The organism is Algoriphagus sp. Y33 (assembly GCF_014838715.1).
Classification (GTDB): domain Bacteria; phylum Bacteroidota; class Bacteroidia; order Cytophagales; family Cyclobacteriaceae; genus Algoriphagus.
This window is the reverse complement of record NZ_CP061947.1, coordinates 1,067,848-1,089,507: the sequence shown is the minus strand read 5'-3', so window position 1 is coordinate 1,089,507 and position 21,660 is coordinate 1,067,848. Positions and strand designations below refer to the sequence as shown.

12 protein-coding genes are annotated in these 21,660 nt (G+C 39.6%); 1 reads left to right on the top strand and 11 read right to left on the bottom strand.

Going from position 1 to position 21,660, the window contains the following annotated elements; all coding sequences use genetic code 11:
* Positions 1–85: 85 nt before the first annotated feature.
* From ID165_RS26970 to ID165_RS04515, 3 genes are all read right to left on the bottom strand, one after another.
* Complete coding sequence (locus ID165_RS26970; RefSeq protein ID WP_192349193.1) at positions 86–7,900, bottom strand: PKD domain-containing protein; 7,815 nt, start codon at positions 7,898–7,900, stop codon at positions 86–88.
* A gap of 90 nt (positions 7,901–7,990) precedes the next feature.
* Positions 7,991–9,295 (bottom strand): nucleotide sugar dehydrogenase, encoded by a 1,305-nt coding sequence (locus tag ID165_RS04520; protein WP_192349192.1) that lies wholly within the window; start codon positions 9,293–9,295, stop codon positions 7,991–7,993.
* 263 nt (positions 9,296–9,558) lie between these two features.
* A complete protein-coding gene (locus ID165_RS04515; protein ID WP_225586981.1) occupies positions 9,559–11,211 on the bottom strand; it encodes a capsule assembly Wzi family protein in 1,653 nt (550 codons plus the stop codon).
* Positions 11,212–11,544: 333 nt separating this feature from the next.
* Between ID165_RS04515 and ID165_RS04510 the strand changes: the two genes are divergently transcribed.
* Entirely contained in the window at positions 11,545–12,930 is a 1,386-nt protein-coding gene (locus ID165_RS04510) for a polysaccharide lyase family 1 protein (RefSeq protein ID WP_192349190.1), read from the top strand.
* A 1-nt stretch (position 12,931) separates the two neighbouring features.
* Here ID165_RS04510 and ID165_RS04505 read toward each other — a convergent pair whose 3' ends face one another.
* The 8 genes from ID165_RS04505 to ID165_RS04470 form a co-directional block, all read right to left on the bottom strand.
* Positions 12,932–13,720 carry a glycosyltransferase gene (locus ID165_RS04505; protein WP_192349189.1) on the bottom strand — a complete coding sequence of 263 codons (789 nt, stop codon included), beginning with the start codon at positions 13,718–13,720 and terminating at the stop codon, positions 12,932–12,934.
* 13 nt (positions 13,721–13,733) lie between these two features.
* Positions 13,734–15,011: a glycosyl transferase gene (locus tag ID165_RS04500; RefSeq protein ID WP_192349188.1), complete on the bottom strand. Its 1,278-nt coding sequence runs from the start codon at positions 15,009–15,011 to the stop codon at positions 13,734–13,736.
* A complete protein-coding gene (locus ID165_RS04495) occupies positions 15,008–16,102 on the bottom strand; it encodes a glycosyltransferase family 4 protein (RefSeq protein ID WP_192349187.1) in 1,095 nt (364 codons plus the stop codon). The genes ID165_RS04500 and ID165_RS04495 overlap by 4 nt, the downstream gene beginning before the upstream one ends.
* Entirely contained in the window at positions 16,089–17,348 is a 1,260-nt protein-coding gene (locus tag ID165_RS04490) for a hypothetical protein (RefSeq protein WP_192349186.1), read from the bottom strand. The genes ID165_RS04495 and ID165_RS04490 overlap by 14 nt, the downstream gene beginning before the upstream one ends.
* A gap of 1 nt (position 17,349) precedes the next feature.
* Positions 17,350–18,456, bottom strand: a complete 1,107-nt coding sequence (locus tag ID165_RS04485; protein WP_192349185.1) for a glycosyltransferase — start codon at positions 18,454–18,456, stop codon at positions 17,350–17,352.
* Between the two features lie 2 nt (positions 18,457–18,458).
* Positions 18,459–19,517 (bottom strand): hypothetical protein, encoded by a 1,059-nt coding sequence (locus ID165_RS04480; protein WP_192349184.1) that lies wholly within the window; start codon positions 19,515–19,517, stop codon positions 18,459–18,461.
* Positions 19,514–20,170, bottom strand: a complete 657-nt coding sequence (locus tag ID165_RS04475) for a glycosyltransferase family 4 protein (RefSeq protein ID WP_192349183.1) — start codon at positions 20,168–20,170, stop codon at positions 19,514–19,516. Before ID165_RS04475 ends, ID165_RS04480 begins: the two co-directional genes overlap by 4 nt.
* A 565-nt stretch (positions 20,171–20,735) precedes the next feature.
* A complete protein-coding gene (locus ID165_RS04470; RefSeq protein WP_192349182.1) occupies positions 20,736–21,650 on the bottom strand; it encodes a glycosyltransferase in 915 nt (304 codons plus the stop codon).
* Positions 21,651–21,660 lie beyond the last annotated feature (10 nt).

The window sequence follows — 21,660 nt, the reverse complement described above, 5'->3', positions numbered from 1 at the left end:
ATAAGTGACCTAAAGACAAAATTTGCCTTATCTAAAGTATTTGTGCTATTCATATTTTTTCAAGTGAGTCTATTGGAGTGCAATATTATCTAATTAAAATAAAAACGCCAGAAGTTTCTCCTTCAAAACCTCCACGGCTTGTATATTTTCCCCGGAAAACATAATTCCCATTCTTTGCAGGTGTATTCCTAAATGTTCCGTCCCACCCCTTATCTTCTAATGATGAGGACTCATAAATCAATTCACCCCATGTAGTGAACACGTAAACTTTTAGAGAAGCCAAGCCACGGAATTTAGGGAAGAAATAATTGTTTTTGCCGTCGCTGCGATCAGGAGTAAAAGCATTGGGAAATATAATATCAAAATTGTCCGTTATTTCAATTTCCAATACCGTCGAGCTCTCACACCCCATTTCATCCCATGTTGTCAATATCACCAGATAGGTTCTTATCTCTGCAAATACATGAATCGGATTAGCTTCAGTCGATGTCGCACCATCGCCAAAATCCCATTCCCATCGAACTGGATTACCGATACTACGGTCCAGAAACTGTACCTCATCCCCTATTCCTACCTGCTGATTTGCCACCGGCTGGCCAGCTACCACCTCTACTTCATATTCAAACTCAGCTACCAGTTCTACATCTGCGATTCTAACCAATATACGATCAGTCGCAGTATAACAGTTTGAATTTTTGTTCTTCATTCTAACTTTATACGTTCCTGTCTCAGATACTTGCCTGATATCCTCCATTCTCATCTGATTATCATTTTTGTCAAAAATTTCATAATCATATGTATCTGGATCGAATCCATCTATGTATAAAGATAAATCTACAGTTTGCGTAGGATCACATACTAGAGACGGATTCCGTGTTTTCAAATTTGGAATAGTCTGTACTGTCACGACAGCTGGAGCAAGCTCTCTGCTACAAGGTCTGTTGATGTCCAATTCTGCATAGTAGGTAATAGGTGAATCAGATAGGCTTAATCCTGTAATGGTAAGAACCCCACTGGCATCCACCTCATAGATTAGGTCGCCATCGGTACTTGTGCCTACAGGAACAATTTCTAATCCCTGCCTATCCTTAAACCAAGAATAGGCAAGCCCAGCACCTTGACCTCCTAGTACTCTGGGAGTAAGGACAGCGGCTTCTCCCTCACATATGGATATGTCATCTACAGCTACTTGGAGTGGATCATTTGTAATAGTCAATGCCGGCTCAGTGTCCTCACATTGGTTTGCGTCTGTAACTGACAACTCGTAGTTTCCAAGTGGTTGATTCTCGATGGTGAACCTATTCCCTTCTAAAACAACTGGAACTTCCCCCGAAACACCTACTGCCTTCACATTATAAGGAGCTGTACCTCCTAAAATAGTACCTATTATCATCCCATTAGGACTGAGACAACTGGCTCCTATGGCTGTAGCCTGCAACTCCAAAGGCGCTGAGGGCCCGCTTACAGCATAATTCCCTACTTCAACCACACATCCGTTAGGATTTCTGGCTTCCAATTTGTAAGAACCAGGTGCAAGTCCGTCAATGATATCATTAGGGTAAGCCTGATAAGCACCTCCATTCAGACTGAATTCGAGCAATTGTCCCCCCGGTACTTCCAGCTTAAGACTTCCTCCTTCACCGAAGCATAGCTCATTAATTGGATTCACCTGCACCTGCGGGTTTCCAAAAACTCCTATACCCACTTTCTTTTCATCTCCTGGGCACAATCCATCTCCTGCCACAGTTACCATAAGCTCAAATGGGGCATTATCGACTGTGGTGCCGGTCATATCAAGATCACCTCGTGCATTGAGAATGAAGGTAACGCCATCTATAACTTCACCATCCGAGATTTCATTTGCAGCTGAAACAGTTCCTTTGTACCAAGTGAATACCGCATTGGAATTAGCAGGATTTACTTGAGGACTAATAGAGATAGGCTTGCCATCGCAGCTAGAATATAGCTGGTCTACAATAATCTCGGTTGGACCGTCCTGTACTGTGACAGGATTACCCAAATTAAATACACAACCTTCATCATCTGTAATGGTGAAGGAATAGTTTCCCTGTCCAAGATTGTCAAAAGTATACGCTGCATCAGAAGTGGTATGGGTAAGCTCTGCTCCATCAGATTGTGTAAGCGTGAGCAAATACGGGGGCTGTCCTCCATTCCATTCAAAACTCAGATAGCCGTCTGTCAATCCACAGGCTGCATCCTTGGAGTCCACCAAATCACCACTTAGTTCAAGTGCAGGATCTATAGTTACGGTAAATGATTGTGTACACACAGCTCCTTGGGCATTTACAGTATACATGCCGGGTGAAAAGTCTGCAGCAGCCAATTCGGTTTCATCATAAGTGATATTACTTATTTCGAAAAGCATTCCAGGCTCTACAGTACCGTCAATAATTATTTTACCATCTCCCGCTTGATAGCAACTTTCCTTAACTCCCGTAAATGTCAAGACAGGGAAATCAAACACCTCAAAAGTCACAGGAATTTCCTCCTGAGTACACTCTACAAAAAGATAATAGGTATACACTCCTGCAGGGAGACCATCAATTTTCAATGTAGAATTTACCCAATTAGCAGGATCAACCACAATGGTGTAGTTGATGTTTGAATTTGTAGGATCGACACCATCACTGATTAGACCGGATTGGTCTGGGCCCTTATACCACACTACATTAGTTCTGGCGACTGGATCATTAAGATCCCCTGGGGTGTGAACAGCCTCAAGGGATATCTGCTCTCCAAAACACGCATCAGCAACAGAATTAATTGCATACACAGGATCAGGAGCAATTTCTATCTCGAAATCAAAAATTGCCTCACAGCCTTCAGTATCTGCGACTGTCAGGTAATACATTCCGGGGGCCAAATCCTTTATTCCTGTAATCGGCCCCGTAATAGCCGTTCCGGTAGGGCTGTCTTTTGTCCATTGATGCGTATAATCTCCCCAGCCTCCAGAAATAACTACATTCATGATCTCTCCGTTGTTTTCTCCGCAACTCGAAGGTATAGGAACATTTGGTGCCATTTCAATAGCTCCAGCAGGACCCTCAATAGTAAAATCCTCAGTAAAAAAACAACTATTAAGTCCATTGGTATCACGTACCGACAGTGAATAGTCTCCAGCAGATAACCCCTCAAATAAAGGATCTGATTGCCAAGAAGCTCCATCAATACTATATTCAAACTTACCACTTCCTCCTGTAACATTTCCTATCATTAGATGACCATTGGAATCTCCAAAGCAAACTATAGGAGATGGATCGAGAACTGCAGCAATCTTATCCAATACTATCACCGAAGACTCAGAATCTTTGATACAGATATTATCCCCACCTACTCTGGCGTAATAAGTAAAATTACCTGACGAAAGCCCTTCAATCGAAAGGCTGTAATCCTGTAAAATAGTGAAAGACTCTTGCCCATCCTGAGCTCCATCTAAAATCTCATTGGTATAGTCAGCATTTTTATACCAGCGGATCCTAATTGGAGTACCGGCAGGGGCATCAATATCCGGACGTAAAACCGCTGTAGCTCCTTCACAGATATCCAGCTCTGAAGGTGCAACATCAATTTCTATCCCATCATTATTGGTTAATATAATAGTAGGCAAAGATTTGGCGCAGCCATTCTCATCTACTACGTTAATATCATAAGTATCCGGTCCCAAGTTACTTACGGTGTAAACTGAGCCAGTCTCGATGAAAGAAAAATTGGAAAGTGGGTCTCCATTGATCGTAATATCATAACCCGGATTACCACCCGATACCTCAAAACTTATTTCACCGTTGGGCGCTCCGCAAGTGGGATCGCTCGAAGAAAGCTCTGCAATTAACAATTCAGGTGTAGAATCAATTGTTCTTTCGATTTCCACCGAGCAGTCAGTGACCTCATTCCTGATCACGATAGTATACGTTCCCGCAGCCAATCCTTCAAAAGAACCGGTAGCTGTGTTGAATGAAGCTGGGTTTCCAACTAAGGAATAGGTATAATCTACAGATCCTCCAGAAGTCAGGTTAAGACTTCCTGAAGATTCATCAAAGCATAAAGGTGAAACTGGATCAAAATCTACTTCTGGAATTGGATTGACAGTCAAAACCACAGGAACAGGATCAAGTGGACACTCATTAAAAATATCAGGTCTTAGATAAAAGGTATAGGTACCTGCGTCTGTGATTTCGCTGACAGTAAGTTGTCCAGTGCTGGCATCTACGGTGAACGTCATGCCCAAGTCCGTATCCTCCCCGGAAAGAATTTCATTAGTATCAGCAGCATTTTCATCCTTGTACCAGCGGAAAATCGGAGATGCATCAGGTGTACCGGGATTATCTATGGAAGGAATAAAACTGTGGGATTCATTTAGGCAGATTTCTTCATCTGTCATAGAGTACACCGGAAGGATCTGGGCAACTAAATCTCTGCTATCCTGCGCTGGACAGGAATTCTGATCCTCGATTAGGATAGTGTAATTGCCTTCCGGGAGATTCTCTACTAAAAAAGTATTCGGAGTGGTCTCGCTTATATCAAACGCCGCGAGCTCATCCCCGTTGATTGTGATTGTATATCCACCATCATCCACAGGGGTGCCACCTGAGACTTGGAATAAAATCGTACCATTATCGAGATTGCAGGAAGGGTCAGTTGAATCGAGAATAGTAAAGACAAGTTCTTCAGGATCTGCCAGTATTTCTTCAATGGTACTTTCGCATCCGGTGCCGGTATTTCTTACATGGATGGTATAGTTCCCTTCGGTAATTCCGGAGTCAAATATTGGACTGCTTTGATAACCGGTGTTTATTTCTTCACCCTCAAGCAAAAATTCAAACTCAGTGATGTTTCCATTAGTCACGTTGACCTCTATAAGGCCATCATCTCCACCGAAGCAAGAGGCAGACTGTGAGCGGACTATTTCAACTACAGGTAGAGGATTTACTACTAGTGTCACCGGTAAAGGCTCAAGTAGACAGTCATTTAAAAGATCCGGTCTTAAATAAAAAGTATAGGTGCCCGAGTCTGTGATTTCGCTGACAGTAAGTTGTCCAGTGCTGGCATCTACGGCGAACGTCATACCTAAGTCCGTATCCTCGCCGGAAAGGATCTCATCAGCTTCCGTGGCATTCTGATCTTTGTACCAGCGGAAGACCGGAGCAGCATCAGGTGTACCGGGATTATCCATGGAAGGAATAAAAATATGGGATTCATTTAAACAGATTTCTATAGCTGTTAATGAGTATTCAGGCAAAATTTGAGGGGTGATTAACTGTGTAGAACTGATTTCGCAGCCCTGAGAATCTCTTACAGTAAGTGTGAGCGTGTATGGATTAAGAACAGAAATCAAACCATTTATCTCAAATATATCCTCTCCAACTTTGTTTACAATAGGAGCTGAAGAGTCAGGATATCCAGAGATGGAAACAAACTCATATCCTCCATTTCCTCCCGCAACCTGCCAGCTCACCAAGCCATTATCCAATTCGCAGGTAGGATCTATAGAATTGACTAATTCAATAGCCAATGTATTTTCTGGTCCTAAGACTTCAAATTCGTATTGCTGCAAACAGTCAGGATCCTGAGATGTACCAACTACCGTATAATTTCCTTTTGGCAGTCCTTCAAAAAGTCCCGTGGGTTGAACTGGCCTAAATTCATCTCCGTTAGAGTCAAAAAGCCTATACTCGGTCAATATTTGATTTCCCCTCCGAAAAGTAATATTTATGCTTCCCATATTTCCCATGCACCAATCATCCAGAATAATAGGAGTATCAAAAGTGACCGCTGGATGCACCGTAACCGAAGCTGCAACTTCAAGATCGCCAATCATGGAACAGAGATTTTGACTACCAGATCTATCCACATCTACTTCTACATAAAAATTATAGGTAAACGGATCACCTGCCTGTGAAACCAAGCCATCGACTATTAAATTTCCGTCAGGCGTAACTTCATAGGTAAATCCGTCAGCTGCAGGAACGGAAGGATTGGATAATATGGGTTGTGTTTTAGCTGCATCTTTATACCAAAGAAATTTTGGTGTTAAGCCATTTAAATAAATAGGATCTACTTCTGCAGAAATCGTAACGGATTCACCTTCGCAAACAATAAATTCATCTTCCTCCACAGTGACTGGTGTACCAGTTTCATCTTCAATAAGAGGGATAGCTAGTTGGTCTTCACAATATCCATTCTCACCATCTTCGAGTGGGTTTCGAATCACCAATACATATTGCCCAACATTTACTCCATCCAATACAAAGGAGGCTCCATCCCCATCATTCACTACTTCTCCGATAACCTCTCCCTTACCCAGATTGGATTCCACACCTGCTTTGTTTGTGTAAAGCCAATAGTGATCAAAGCCCTGAACCAAGTTTCCTACTTCAGCTGTGATCTTACCGTCATTCTGACCATCACAGGTAGGTAGCTCTATCAAGGGTTCATCCAAAAATTCTGGAATTGGATTAATCACTACCACCAATTCCTTCGGTTTCGAAGTCAATCCAAAATTATCAGTTACAGTATAATAAATTTTCGATCTCCCCGTGGCGCCAGTATTTGGAGTGAATATCACCTCCACTCTATCCCTAAGATCCTCAAAATTACCATCGTCCAAATCTTCAATTATTGCTACAAATTCACCTAAGGATGTAGAAATTGGAGACAAATCGCTGTTACATGACACACAAATTGGAGTCAAGCCACATTGAGTATGATCGATATCAGAAGAGAAGGTATTCCATGGAGCAGTTGGATTATCAATGTCTAAACCATCCTCATAGAGTTGGATACATCTAATAAACGCTTTATCAGAACTTTGTAAATCCACATCAATAAAAATCTCCAGCTCTTCATTCACACATGTCCTATAGAACTCATCTGAGGCGACGGGCCTTTGCGCCTCTTCTACCTTAGAAACGTCAACTGCTAAGTTTCTGATTTCATGAAAATTCTTATTCTCACCTGTAGCAGCTGAGAATCCCAATTTTATATTTTCAGGAGCATCAAAATTGTAATGGGTAGGACCTATAACATTGTAAACTGCATCTCCTACTCTCATCTGTACAGTCAAATCATATCCTACGTCAGGACGGGGAGAAAGATTTACATACACTTTTCTGTATTCAGGATTAGCGCATGTCAGTCCTGGGAATGGCCCTGTATCAATTGGAAATTGGTCAGCAATAGGTCGTGGAGCAATATTCACTTCTGCGTAATCAAAAACTCTATAATCGTTACTTTCAGGACCTCTAACCCCAACCGTATGAGGATATCTCATATAGCCTGGTAATTTAGGATTTGGCCCCAAGCCATTAGGCTTATTGGGAGGTGACGATTCCAAGCTTATAAAATTACCCCATTCATCAAGTGCGACCCCAATATATGCCCCTGACAAGCCTGGGTGGGTTGTAGCACCTTCTATCCGAGGTGCATACCCTAAAGACCCACCAAAACCACCTATATTAAAAGGTAAAGAAGGGGGCAAATCACCATATTCTCCGTCAAACATGAAGAACACGATTCCATCAGCACCGTCTCCCCCATAGCTTAAATATTCAAAGGAAACCTGAATACCATATTCTGGAGAAAAAGGCAAATCAAGATAAACATAGCCATCTTTATATTGTTCATTTTCAGTAAGACGTATAGATTGTCCCGTAAGCGCTGAGGCTAAATCCCCAGGGCCATTTCCATCACCGAATAAGGTTACATAAGGTCTTCTAATGTCATTAATACCTCCAATAAACGGTTCGCAATAAGGATATCCTTCTCTGGAAATAGCCACCTGAGCAAAAGAAGAAGAGTGTAAAAGCAGCAAAAGCATAATGCTTATCCATAGGAAAGTAGAAATACACTCTGTAAAACTATACCATCTAACTACTTGGATCATTTATAGCCCATTGAAAAGTCCCTATTATCAAATATAAACATATACGAGACAATGAGGGCTTCTATACTTACTTTTCAATCAAACAATTAATTAAAGTCTTGCATCAATCCGATCCTTTTCCAAAACTCCCTTAACATCAAATACCACTTGACTAGCTGATTTGGATATTGGAAGCTTTAGGAATTCCTTGTGTGCCACGGCAAGTATCACCGAAGAATAGGAAGACAAATCAATCGTATTGCTCTTATCCAACATAGTGATTCCATATTCATGAATTACTTCTTCACGGCTTGCCCATGGATCAAATACATCCACCTCCATATCATAAGTCTGTAACTCCCGATAGATGTCTATAACCCGTGTATTTCGTACATCCGGACAGTCCTCTTTAAAAGTAAATCCCAAAATCAAAACTTTGGAATCGATTACCTTGATGTCCTTACGCATCATCAATTTGACCACTTCAGTAGCGACATGCTTCCCCATGCTGTCGTTCAGTCGGCGTCCTGCCAAGATGATTTCGGGGTGATATCCCATTTCTTGGGCCTTTTGTGCCAAATAGAAGGGATCTACCCCTATGCAATGCCCTCCTACCAATCCCGGTTTGAATTTCAGAAAATTCCACTTGGTACCGGCAGCTTCCAGAACCTCATTCGTATCTATCCCCAGTAAGTTGAAGATTTTTGACAGTTCGTTTACAAAAGCAATGTTGATATCCCGCTGGGAATTCTCTATCACCTTGGCTGCCTCCGCCACTTTGATAGAAGATGCTTTGTGAGTTCCTGCCGTAATGACGGTGCGGTAGAGCTGATCTACAAACTCCGCGATTTCGGGTGTAGAGCCAGAGGTGACTTTCAGAATCTTGGCAACCGTATGCTCCTTGTCTCCCGGATTAATCCGCTCCGGGGAGTAGCCGGCAAAAAAATCTTCATTGAATTTCATTCCTGATACTTTCTCAAGTACAGGCACGCATTCTTCCTCTGTAACACCGGGATATACTGTAGACTCATAGATGACCACATCTCCTTTTTTGAGGTACCGACCAATGTTCTCAGATGCTTTCAGCATTGGAGTCAATACCGGGCGATTATGTTTATCTGTAGGTGTAGGCACCGTAACGATATACACTGTACAATCAGCAAGATAGGAGGATTGAGTAGTTACAAGCAACCCATTTGTATCAGGCATATCAAAATTCTTCACGAGTACAGACTGAAGCAACTCATCGGCAATCTCAAGCGTATTGTCCCTTCCTGCATTCAGTTCCCCTATCCGCTTAGTATCAATATCAAATCCGATTGTAGTGTACTTTTTTGCAAACTCCACTGCCAAAGGAAGTCCAACATACCCTAATCCGATAATGGCAATTTTTACGTCTTTTAATTCTGTATTCATATGGTTTGCTTTCGTAGGATAATCCCTCAAAAAGATAATTTTTGACCTCTATTTCTAATGAATTTTCAGCTTCGCCCTTTCAATTACAGATGCGACATAAATCTGTAATCTAGCAACCTGTTCTTTTAAATTCCCTTTTTTCGCAGGGCAATAATTGGGTGACAGATGAATAACACCACCTTAAACTGAGTAACAATAGTACTCAGTCAATACTGTGCAAAACTAACAGAATTTGAGAGAATTAAAATTGAAGGTGTTGTTTGTTACCTACCGATTTGATAGATCAGATTTACAGTTCCATAGAATGCAAAAGGGTTGTATCCTTTGGGAAATTCGGGGGAGCTATCCTCAGCGCTTTGCCACTGGTAATTATAGCTTTTGATGAATTGGGCTTTGCCGCTTAGTATGAAATTATTCCATTGCTGATCCCACAATAGCCCTATACTGTAATCGATCCAAGGCTTTTTCTCTGAATTCTGTCCAAATGCCCGATAGAAGAAGTCTTGATTATTTGCCAAGCGCTCAAGGACAATCCCCCGTTTATCAAATCCAGAAACCTTTGAAATTTCTAGAGTTTGCACATTGGATCCTACCCCACTTCCCACTCCTAGCGTCTGGCCATAGTTTACAAATCCCCGGGCCTTTCCATGCGTATGCCACGACTGATTTCCAGATAGCCCAAGGTATCTGATATAGCGATTGACTGATTCTGACTGATGAGTCATTTCTCCTCTTACCTGAATAAAATCATTTCCCCTAAACGTATTGAAAAGCTTCTGAAAACCAAACAAATATGCCCTGGCGTGTTCAGGGTTCAGAATAAAATCACGCCAATTTAATGCATGATCTCTTCTCCCATATTCGGCATATATTTCAAAGTTGGCCTTTGTAGCCAGATAGCGTAATGATAAGACTACCTGTTGATCTTGACCATTACTATCATACTCTATAGAATTGCCATTTGTTAAAAATTTCTCTTTTTGAAATCCTTCAAATATTGGAAAGTAGCCGCCAAAATCCTTTACGCGGTATTTATTGTATTGCTGAAATGTTCGGCTAAAACCAAGAAACAAACCCTGTAAGAATTTAGGATTGTAAGTAACTGTCATTCCATTGAGGTATCTCCAGTCACCGTCAAAGGGTTCAAAATATCTCCCATTCAAAAACTCATTTTGGGTGGGTTCCAAACCACTATTCTCCAGCGTTCCCATGATAATCTGTGCTTCAAAATTCCCCACAATTGTTTTAATCGGTCGCCTGGTACTCAAATACAAATGTGGAAAACCCTCTGCATTATCACTAAAAACCAATGAATTGAACTGTCCCTGTCCCCACCAAATGTTCTGGGTAGAAACCCCAAAATTTATTGGACCTGCTATCAGATTGAAACGTGATTGCCCCCACCAAAATCTAGAATATGCATCATCTCCAAATCTCTCCGGGGTGTCTGCGTTATTCCAAAAAAAGAATCTGGATTGAATAACTCTAGCAGGAAAATTTTCCGAAAAACCTTGAAAGGATTTATTTTGAGCATATACGTACTCTGGTTGGAACTGTATTTCCAGAAAATGAAATCTGGCATAAAACCCAGTGCTTAAATAAGTCTGAGCACCCACATTGGGAATCATGCCCTTATTGCCCCAACCATAAGGTCTTTTACTATTAAATTCAGAGCTGGAAATTACAGGCAGAATATTGAATCGCACGTTAGGATTGGATGGATTCTTTCCTGCCAAAAAAGATAAAACAGCTCTGGAGGATGACGTAGAGTCTCTACCATCTATACTAATCGGTCTTATTTGAAATGAATAATCAGGATTAAAAGCCCCCTTTACTTGTTCTCTTCGGAGATATTCCTCAAGTACGGGGGTAGCTGTATTTAGATTTTGCGAAAAACCCATTGAACTCAGCCACATAAATAGAACTAAAAGAATAAGCCTCTTTGATATGGGCAGATGTGGCTTTAAAATGACAGATGTTCTCATTCGCTAAATGGGGTATTCCCCTATCCTTCTTCCTGTTAAAGTTTTGTAAATCCTAAGGTTCTTATAGCTGGCTACTTTGTTACAGAGAACGACAGATATTCTTATTTTGAATTTCCCGAAGCAGCACTAATGCGGCGGGATTTTTGAATAATTTTTATTGTAATGGATAAATCCACACAAAGTGAGTCAATTTTTAACTTAAAACCGATCATAAATTATAAATTAAGGATTTAATAATTTATGATCATCATTAACCCTTCTATAATGAAATCAGTGGTATATCTATTTCTCTTCCAACTGTTTTTCCTTTCTGCCTATGCCCAGCAATTGGCTTTTCCTACTGCCGAAGGCTTTGGCAGATATACTTCCGGAGGAAGAGGGGGAAAAGTTTTAATAGTTGACAATCTAAATGATAGCGGTCCGGGCAGTTTAAGAGAAGCTGTGAATTCTTCAGGCAAACGGACAATTGTCTTTCAGGTTTCGGGTAATATTGAACTTCAGAGTAGATTGACCATTAAGAATGGAAATCTTACTATTGCAGGCCATTCTGCTCCCGGCGATGGGATCACAATTCAAAACTATCCCCTGGTATTAGATGCAGATAATTTAATCATCCGCTATATCAGAGTTAGAGTTGGAGATAAAGCCAAAAAGGAGCTTGATGCTATCACAGGAGTAAAAAGGAAAAACTTGATTATTGATCATTGTTCATTTAGCTGGGGGAATGATGAAGTAGCGTCTTTCTATGACAACGAAAACTTCACTTTGCAATGGTCAATTATATCTGAAGGTCTACATCATTCCTATCATGCTACAGGAAGAGCTCACGGCTATGGAGGTCTATGGGGTGGTAAGAAAGCTTCATTTCATCATAACCTAATGGCCCATCTTTATGCCAGACTTCCCCGGTTCAATGGATCCAGGTATCACAAAAAACCGGATGAAGAACTTGTTGACTTTCGCAACAACGTGCTGTATAATTGGGTGAATTATTCGTCCTATGGCGGAGAAGGGGGCAATCATAATCTGATAAATAACTACTATAAGTATGGACCTGCCACTCAAGAAGATCAAAAGTATAGAATGCTTAGAATTATGGAACCTCAAGGAAAATTCTACATCAATGGCAATTTTATCTATGGGGATCCCTCCGGCTCTCAAGACAACTGGCATGGAGGCAATTGGAAAGGACCTGTGAGAGGCAATGAGGTCGCTAAAGCAAGAATGGGTAAACCATTCCCTCTTTCCGAAATATCACAAGACACACCCCAAGATGCTTTTGAAAAAGTTTTGAAAAAGGCAGGAGCTAGTTATAGAAGAGATTTGATTGATCAAAGGATTGTCAAAGAAATAGAAATGGGCACGGCAACTTACGGTGACAATGGAATGATAGATAGTCAAGAAGATGTAGGAGGATGGCCAACATTAGAAAGCATCCCAAATCCTAAAGATTCTGATTTAGACGGCATTCCGGACAGCTGGGAACTCAGTAATGGTCTAGACCCATCTGACCCTGCCGATTCAAAAAATATTGCCGCTAATACCCACTATTCACACCTGGAATTATATCTTGAAGAATTGCTTAATCCTAAAAATGAACCCGCTACTTTATTGGACAGATTATTTAAAATCCTGAAAGGAACCCCTTGATCTACCGCAAAAATGTTTCATAGAAATTCTTACGCAAAGAATTAGGTATAAGCCTAATACATCCCCTAATTATGTAATTTCTAATAAATTCAAGTTTGTTGATGAACCCTATGTCCAAAAAAGTTTTTTGGACTTGGGTTTCTATCTGAAAGTACCTGATCCCTCCTCTACGGTTAAACAAACGCTCATCAACTCTCATATAAACGAGTGATTTTGGGATATTAGCTATCCTAAATCCGGAATTCAGCAGTCTACCCCAAAGATGGTAATCCTGTTGGAATCTAAAATTGAAATAGCTTCCTACTTTATTGATGTCTGACTTTCTATACATTACTGTGGGATGATTCAGGGGGCATCTTTTCTTCGCAAAGAAAAAAAGTTCTTCTGAATCTGAGGGCAGCTTTCTGTAGTTTGAAATTTTCTCTATGGTCTCCGAGAATTCCGCTATCCAGCTTCCGACAACAGCTATTTCGGGATGAGATTTGAGGAAATTATATTGGTGCTCAAATCGTTCCGGATGACAGATATCATCTGAATCCATTCTCGCCACAAACTCATAAGAACATAATTCTAACCCTTTTTTCAGGCTCATTCCCAAGCCAATATTTTCCCGATTAACAAATAATCTGATGGGTAGTCGCTGGCTCCACTTCTTGACAATATTTTCTAAATCAGCTCCTACTTGCCCATCTTGAATCAATATAATCTCATCCGCAGGCAAAGTTTGCCCTTGAAGGCTATAAAATGCCTGTTCTAAGTAATCCGAATTGTCTTTTTTATAAAAAGACATAAGGCATGAAAATTTATCCATAGAGATTTATCCAATGTAATTTTCTTGTCCCACTGTGGACAGAATCGAAGTATACTTTTCTTCCGTCATTGGAAAATCTTGGATGCAGATCGCAGCGTGTCTCCTCAGAGAATTCTAAACTTTCAAAAAACTCACCTAATCTTACCAATTTATCTTTCTCCAAATCATATAAAAACAATTCTTTCATTCTACTCTTATTTGGGTAGGTATCCGTGACCATCAGTTGGTCAAAAACACTTGGGTGACCATCACCAAACCCTTGGATAGTCTCCCTTAACGGAAATACTTCGCCACTACCGACATCGACTATATAATAACAGTCTCCCTGACCTATGACTCTCATATATACAATCAATTGCTCATTGTCTATCCAACTATAATGACTAACCATTTGATCATCCGCCAATAATCTTACGTCATCCCCATACTGATTCGCTACAAACAAACGATCAAATCGTCTACCGTTGATATAAAGCCTGTGAAGAAACACGAATTGTGACCCATCAGGCGAAATCATGATGTGATTAATCTTTTGCTCTTGCAAAGGAACTGATTTCACATCAAAAGAAGCACTAGTAAACTCGTCTTTACTTAAATCTTCAATATTTACTATGCAATTCTGTTTACTTGTTTCTAAATCAACCCGGAAAACTCCTTCTTCATTAAATTTTAGAGTTTCTGCAGCCTCTGTATGGTTTCTATATCCATAGTCAGGTCTTAATTGATGAAGTTTACTAAAATCAAGACTCAGTGCATATTCCTCTGTGCAATCATAAACAGGCATTGACAGGATGTATTCCATGAAACTCCCGGTAGAGAAGTCTACTACTACAGCATGATACCCAATTTCGCTTTTATAGTCATTGAAGATGAATTTAGTGCTACCAAGCCATTGAAGCCTTGCCCCCTGCTGCCAGTTGTAACTTCTAATTTTCCTTTTAAAAACGCACAAACCTTCCGAAATATTCCATAATCTTACTTCAATTTGATGTAACGGTGACGGTTTTTTTTTTGTGGAATATTTAGAATAGTGGTAAAGAATGAATTTTCCGTCATTCGATTCAGGCGATTTATCATAATAACCGAAAAAAGTCTCTCCCTTACCTTCCTGTATTTCTTCTACACGGTAGTCTGATCCGTACTGGTAGTTCTTTTTATAGATCCTATAATTAATCTGTTGGTAGACTTTTTTTAATGTCTTTTTAGCTTGTGGAAAAGCACTGAGAGATTTGGCCAGCAACCTTTCCCAAGAACTAAATTGAGTACTCATAAATTCTGAATGTAAAATTCCTGATAATTCTTTGACATTTTTTCGGCACTAAACTTTTCTCTAATGAGTAAAGGGCCTTCAGTGGGATCTATTAATTGGAAGTCCAAACTTGCATATTGGTTAATCATATTACTTAATTGCTCCTGAGTATGGAATAGTCCTTGCTCAAATGCAGACCCCTCAATGATTTCCTTATGTGGTTCTATTGCTGACAAAATTACGGAAAGCCCGCAAGCCAGACCCTCAAGTACAGCATTGGGCAATCCCTCAGCCAAGGATGCTGAAATCATTACATCCGAACTCTGCAAATAGTCAATAACATTTGGGATATCTCCGACAAATCTAATATTCTTATTCCCCGCTGCATTTTTTAAATTCCCAATTTCAGGTCCATCCCCTATTACAATCAGCAAAATATCCTCCTTATCCACAACTGAAAAAGCATCGATTATCAGCTTTACATTCTTTCTTTCAATAAGACTTCCTACTACTACAAAAATCCGACTTGAAGAAGGCAGACTCATCTTAGCCCTCTTCTGCGCTTTATTTGAGGCTGGCTTGAACAAATCCAAATCAATTCCATTTTGAATTACATGAGATTCTACTCCAACCGAAATCAGTTGATTTGAAATTGCCCGTGAGCAAGACACTACTGAGAGTTTCCTGAAATATTCCAAGTGTTGCCTTGCCATCAAGGTTCCTTTGATTTTCCCATATTTTTTGGGGTAATCAATCACCGGGAAATTTCTCGATGTGGTGATGCACTTTGCCTTGTCCGTATATTCGGTAAGATACCCATCTGACCGAAGTCCCATAGCCTGAATTATATCAGGATTATAATTTTTTACAACTTTATCAATCGCTCTTCTATTGTAAAATATCCCTTTCACCCTTCCGAAATTCAATGACAAAACAGCTATTCCATTTGAAGTAAATTGCCGGATCATTGAATTCCCAGGTTCTTTGGAAAGAGTCAGGACCATTACTTCATACTGACTGGTATCTAGATACTTGATAAGGTAAAAGAGCTGATTTGTCGGCCCCTTTCGTTCAAGAGTAGATACTATATACAGAATTTTAATTTTTGGCATTTCTAATTGCATAGGATTCAGATAACCACAAACCGAATAAGAGAAAAAATATGGCAAAAGGTGATCTGATAGGATTTAAAACAACCATCGTTAACCCCAGATATACCACGGTCCCCATCACCAAAAAAAGACCCCAGTTATCCTTATTAAAAAATAAATTTATCGACTTGACAAAACTTCCTACCAGCAGTAGTGCCAGCACTACAACGAATGGCCATTTTCCCTGTGCGTAATAAGTTAAGTAACCTGAATCAACTAATCCAACCTTACTAACTGCATTTACAAGTGTGCCGTATTCATAAGGCTCAAGTTTCTGAAATACTTTGGGCCAAATGCGTTCTGATCTTGCCGAAAATGATTTGTCAGAAGCTCCTCCTTCGAGCAATCGAAAAAACCGTCCGAACAAAACATCCATGCCTATGTAGTGATCTATAAGTACGAGGGTGAATATGGCAAAACTTAGAAAGACCAAAGCGGTAAGGGCTTTTTGACGTTTCCCGAAAAAAATCCAACCTAAAAACAAGGTAAGACAAGCCGTCAAAACAGCAGCTCTAGATGTGGTGATAACTACAGTAATGAAACTGATTAAGATAAACAGAGCATCCCAACTTTTTTGTTTACCTATAAATCTTGCCAAAAAATAAGTCATGGCAAGAATAGCAAATACTGACAAACCTGTGGTATTCACGAAAAATCCCGAAGCACGTATCCCATCGGTCACGCGAAAGTGATCATCCACAGCGAAAGGTGTCATATAATTGGTGATCAGAAAAGAACCGGGAATCATCTTTAACCTGCTTGCTATTTGCATCAAACCATAAGTAAGGTTAATTACTATACTGATTTTCAAAAGACTATTTACCAAACCATCCAAACGCTCTACTTTCTCCACCTCTGATACATGGATGTAAAGAAAAAACGGCAACCAAATCAAAGCCATGCGTAAGGAATTTGATATCGCTCCAAGCCCCTCATACCCTGACAATAACCCTAAAACAGGATAGGCTAACTCAAAAATTATAAATGCAAGTACAAATGAATTTAAAACGGCATAATCCTTAATGCGCTTCCTTTCAGCTAAAACTACCAAACATAGAAAAATCAGCGGCAAGGCCATTAGATCTGAAACTCTCAGGTTATTTTTACCTATCAGCGGTAATCCATACGGATATAGGAAAATCAGTGTAACCAAATACCCCACCAAAAGAAAATCAATTACAGTCCTTATTTTTATCCTTAACAGCACTTTAACAATCGCTTTTTACCAACAGATCGACGTATTTCTGAACAGCAGCATCTTTAGAAAACCGCTTTAGGCTATTTCTAATTACATCTCTATCCCATTTCGTATGTAGCACTTGAATAACTTCCTCGGAAAATGTACGGACGTGATGGCCTTCAACTAATTTTCCGTTTTCACCATTTATAATTATATCTTCCGGGCCACTTGGGCAGTTGACACATACTGCTGGAATACCATATTCCATTGCTTCCAGGATTACATTAGGGAAGCCCTCATACCATGAGCCCAACAGCATTACAGAAGCTTTGGCGTAAAACTGAGAAACATTCTTTTGCATTCCTGCAAAGGTGACTTCTTTCTCCAACGCATATTTCCCCCTAAGTTCAAGTAATGATTTCATCTCAGGACCATCTCCTACTATAGTAAAATGAAAATACTGCCCAGCTTTTTTTAATTCATGAGCTACTTCCAATAGGAAACCAACATTCTTCTGAGGTTTTAGTTTGCCAACAAAAAGTAAATTACACTGTCCTTCCTGACCAACTCCTTTTCCATCAACAAATAACTCATTCAAAGACCGTAGCTGATGAAAATTAAAAATGGTCTTAATAGTAGTTCGGCCAGTTCCACGTAAATCTTCCAGTTCTTTCTGCATTCCAGAGGATTGCGCTATAATAGTATCTACATCGAAGTAAAATTTCCTGATTAAAAATTGGCCTACGTACTTGTGCCAAAGCGATGTTTCACGTCTAAACTTCTCTGATAAATTATTGATAGCTCTGGCAGTAATTCGAAATTTAAGCCCATATAATTTACGAATGAGTACAAGGACTACACTCAGTTGAAACGTAAAAACCAAAACTTCCCCGTAGTTACTTTTGACCAAAATATTTTTAATAGAGAAAAAAGATTGACGTGCATGGTTTATTTCCAGATTGATCAGTCTGACTTTTGGATTCAGCCTTTCTTGCAATACTGCCTCGCGCAATTCCAATACCATAAGATCAACGGCAATCCCTCTTTCCACAAATGCATTGGCCAATTCAATGCATATTTTCTCCGCACCACCCAAACGTAGCGAGTTGATGACAAACAAAATAGGCTGACCCATAATTATTCTAACTCTATAGGCTTAAAGAGCAGAATGTAACAAATCGACAGCACTGCAGCTAAAAATCCAAAAACCACAAGATTCAGAATCAATTTAGGGCTCGATTCCTTAAGAGGAACGTACGGAGGCTCAAGTACATTAAAAACGGGGGAGGCTCGTTGAACCCTTATTTTAGCCTGTTCTACTTCTTGGGCCAAACCATTATACACATTAAATTGAATCGAAACCTCATTTTGAAGTTGCTCCTCCCTGACTTGTGAGCTGGATCTGGACAGATTAAAATTTCTGTCTCTAAAATTAGCCAAGTTTAGCTGAGCCTTTTCATAATTCAATTTGGCTTCTTCAAGCCTCTCTTGAATAAATGCCAAGTTACGTTTATCTGCACTTGCCTTATAATCCATAATGTATTCGGAGAGGTAACTATAAGTAAGTTCTGTTAATTTGGCAGCCACTTCAGGGTTTTGCATTTTAACCTGGACCGTTACCAACCCCATCGCCAGATCTACCTCTGCACTCACCCTGCTCCTGATCTGTGAAAGTGCGGAGCTTTCTTTCGGGGCTAACTTTTTAGGGTCTTGTTGAATTTGTTCCTTCTCCACAGTTGGATTTTTGGGAGTATTTCCGCTCTTAAACAGTCCTAAGATATTAGACGGAAATCTTTTGATTTTATCGAAAAGTGTTCGCTCCTGATAATCGACGAAATAATCTTCTAAAAGTAGGCTTTCGTCAATCTCCTTAAAATAAAACTCCTGTTTGATAAGATAAAGTCCAAAAGGTGTACTGTTAACGACATCAGGGTAGAGATTAGGAGGGATTGTACTCCCGCTATTTTCATTCAATTGAATCCCCGCAAGCCCAGCCAAACTTCCCAAGCCACCGGGTAGCTTACCGGATTGTTCTATCACAGGCAGAAGTGTTGTCGTGGAAATATACTCGTTAGGAGATCCTAAAAATTGTATAAAACCCAAAAACAATCCAACTAAAACGCTTATCAATATCAGAATACGATTTATTTTTAGTGCTTTTATGATATCTGAAAAACGAATCTCTTTTTCTTTCATGCGGTTGTCTGAGATTTACTCTCCAATAAGCTTAAAAATTCCTTTTCGTACATTAGAATATTCTTATTAGGATTGTAATTATTTCTAATAAATTTAATAGCCTGGGAGGAGACATTTTCCGATTGCTCCTTATTCTTGATAATTTGTATAAATTTCTCTTTCCAACCCATTACGGTGTTAATTGCCAAATAGCCATTGTCTCCATCGATGATATATTGGTTCAAGGGCACCACATCAGAGGCTAACACAGGCAAACCTACTGACATAGATTCAATTATGATTTTGCTCAATCCTTCATAATCTGTAGCAAGACACAATAAATCAGAATCAAGCATTATCTTTTTCAGCTTTTCTTGCTTCATAAAGGGAAAGATTTGAATTCGCTTTTGCAAATTCAAATCTAAAATCAATTCCTCAATTTCTTCTTTTTTCTCCCCTTCTCCTACAAGAGTCAACTCCCAAGCAATACTAGCGTCAAGTTCCGACAAGGCTTTAATAAGAAGATCATGACGCTTAGCTAACTTTGCCATCCTAGTTGCCATCAGTATTTTAAATATAGGTCGTTGGTTCAACTTCCATTTTTCACCTTCTGAAATAGACGGTTCCACACCAATATCTTTGATGAAATACTTGGAACCTTGGGATAAGTCCAATAGGCTGGTAGACTTTAAGAACATATCATATAGGCCACTTGATATGAAATTTAGGGAATCAGCCTGGTAGAAAATTTGCTGGTATTGTCTTTTAAGTGAAGGCTTCAACTTAATAGATTTCTCCCAATGCATTCCCGCCATCCTGACAACCAGCTTAAAATCAAAATTTTTCTGCCTCTTAAATTTCAGAAACCATAAACATGGTCGCAATAGATAATACGTATGGACAATTTCTATTTTATTCTTTCTTAATATGCTGGGCATCAAAAGAAAGGTAAGGTATTCATTGAACCTCTCTTTTATTTTTTTTCCAATTCCGGATTTTGCAAAAGGAAATCCAACCTCTTTTATATGAATAACAGTGACACCATTGATTTGACTTACTTTTTTCAATGGAGTCTGTTCGTCTCTGGCAACATAAATTACCCTATGATTTAATTCTGCGAATTTAGAAGCTATCAATCGCAAAGATGTCTCTGCCCCACCTTGGCTGGTAGTTTTATAAGGAGATCTATTTGAGTAAAAAAGAAGATTCATATAGGAAATAAGCGGGGCATCTAATACTTTAAAATTTCAAAATAAATTGAGAAATCCCCGAAATAAGCTTTGCCATTATTCCTCGCTTTACAAGAATGAATCGATGCTTTTTGTCAATCAAACTGACGCTACCTGATAATTTACGCAAATATAGTTTTGCAGCATTGTGATTCCCTTTTCTAGTAAAGTAGCGATACATCCAATAATGGGTGTTGATTTTATTGGCGATCTTTTTTTCGTTTCCGATATCGGACCAAACACCCCCCGTATGTTGCCGATAAACTGCTGGCTTGATTTCATTGAAATATTTTCCTTTTCCAAATAAGCCTAATTGCGCGGTGATAAAATTATCACCGTTCATAAAGTAACTAGTCTCTTCAGCCTGTTCTTTAATTATATCCAGATTACGGAAGACCATAGACAAAGTCAGAATATTCGTTTTTCCACCGATCAGGTCTTTTTTGGAATAATCCCTTTTACTATGATCAGGCATTTTGGATTTTTTTATTACTTTCTCATTGTCATCTATCACCATTGCATCATGGTAGGTAATGACGTAATCCGGATTCTTCTCTAAAAAGTCTACCTGTTTTTGAAGTTTTGTTGGATCTGTCCAATAATCATCACCTTCACACATGGCTATGTATTTCCCTGCTGCCCTTGGAAAATTATAAGTGGCAGAGACTGCACGGAGACCTTTAGACCATTGATTTTCCTTCTGGATTATCGGCTTGATAATTTCAGGGTACCGAGCTTGATAAGTTTGTATGATTGCAGTAGTCGCATCTGTGGAGGCATCATCGTGGATAAGAACTTCATACAAAAAGTCTGTTTCTTGGGCTAAAAATCCTTCTATTGCCTGCTCAATAAAATTTGCGTGATTATAAGTCAGGCAACATATGCTCAACAGTACCTCAGAAGAGCTGCTTGGATTCACTTTCATTAGTTGGATA

Coding starts and splice junctions, on each gene's coding strand:
- ID165_RS26970 (WP_192349193.1), bottom strand. CDS start 7,900: ATGATCCAAGTAGTTAGATGGTATAGTTTTACAGAGTGTATTTCTACT.
- ID165_RS04520 (WP_192349192.1), bottom strand. CDS start 9,295: ATGAATACAGAATTAAAAGACGTAAAAATTGCCATTATCGGATTAGGG.
- ID165_RS04515 (WP_225586981.1), bottom strand. CDS start 11,211: ATGTGGCTGAGTTCAATGGGTTTTTCGCAAAATCTAAATACAGCTACC.
- ID165_RS04510 (WP_192349190.1), top strand. CDS start 11,545: ATGAAATCAGTGGTATATCTATTTCTCTTCCAACTGTTTTTCCTTTCT.
- ID165_RS04505 (WP_192349189.1), bottom strand. CDS start 13,720: ATGTCTTTTTATAAAAAAGACAATTCGGATTACTTAGAACAGGCATTT.
- ID165_RS04500 (WP_192349188.1), bottom strand. CDS start 15,011: ATGAGTACTCAATTTAGTTCTTGGGAAAGGTTGCTGGCCAAATCTCTC.
- ID165_RS04495 (WP_192349187.1), bottom strand. CDS start 16,102: ATGCCAAAAATTAAAATTCTGTATATAGTATCTACTCTTGAACGAAAG.
- ID165_RS04485 (WP_192349185.1), bottom strand. CDS start 18,456: ATGGGTCAGCCTATTTTGTTTGTCATCAACTCGCTACGTTTGGGTGGT.
- ID165_RS04480 (WP_192349184.1), bottom strand. CDS start 19,517: ATGAAAGAAAAAGAGATTCGTTTTTCAGATATCATAAAAGCACTAAAA.
- ID165_RS04470 (WP_192349182.1), bottom strand. CDS start 21,650: ATGAAAGTGAATCCAAGCAGCTCTTCTGAGGTACTGTTGAGCATATGT.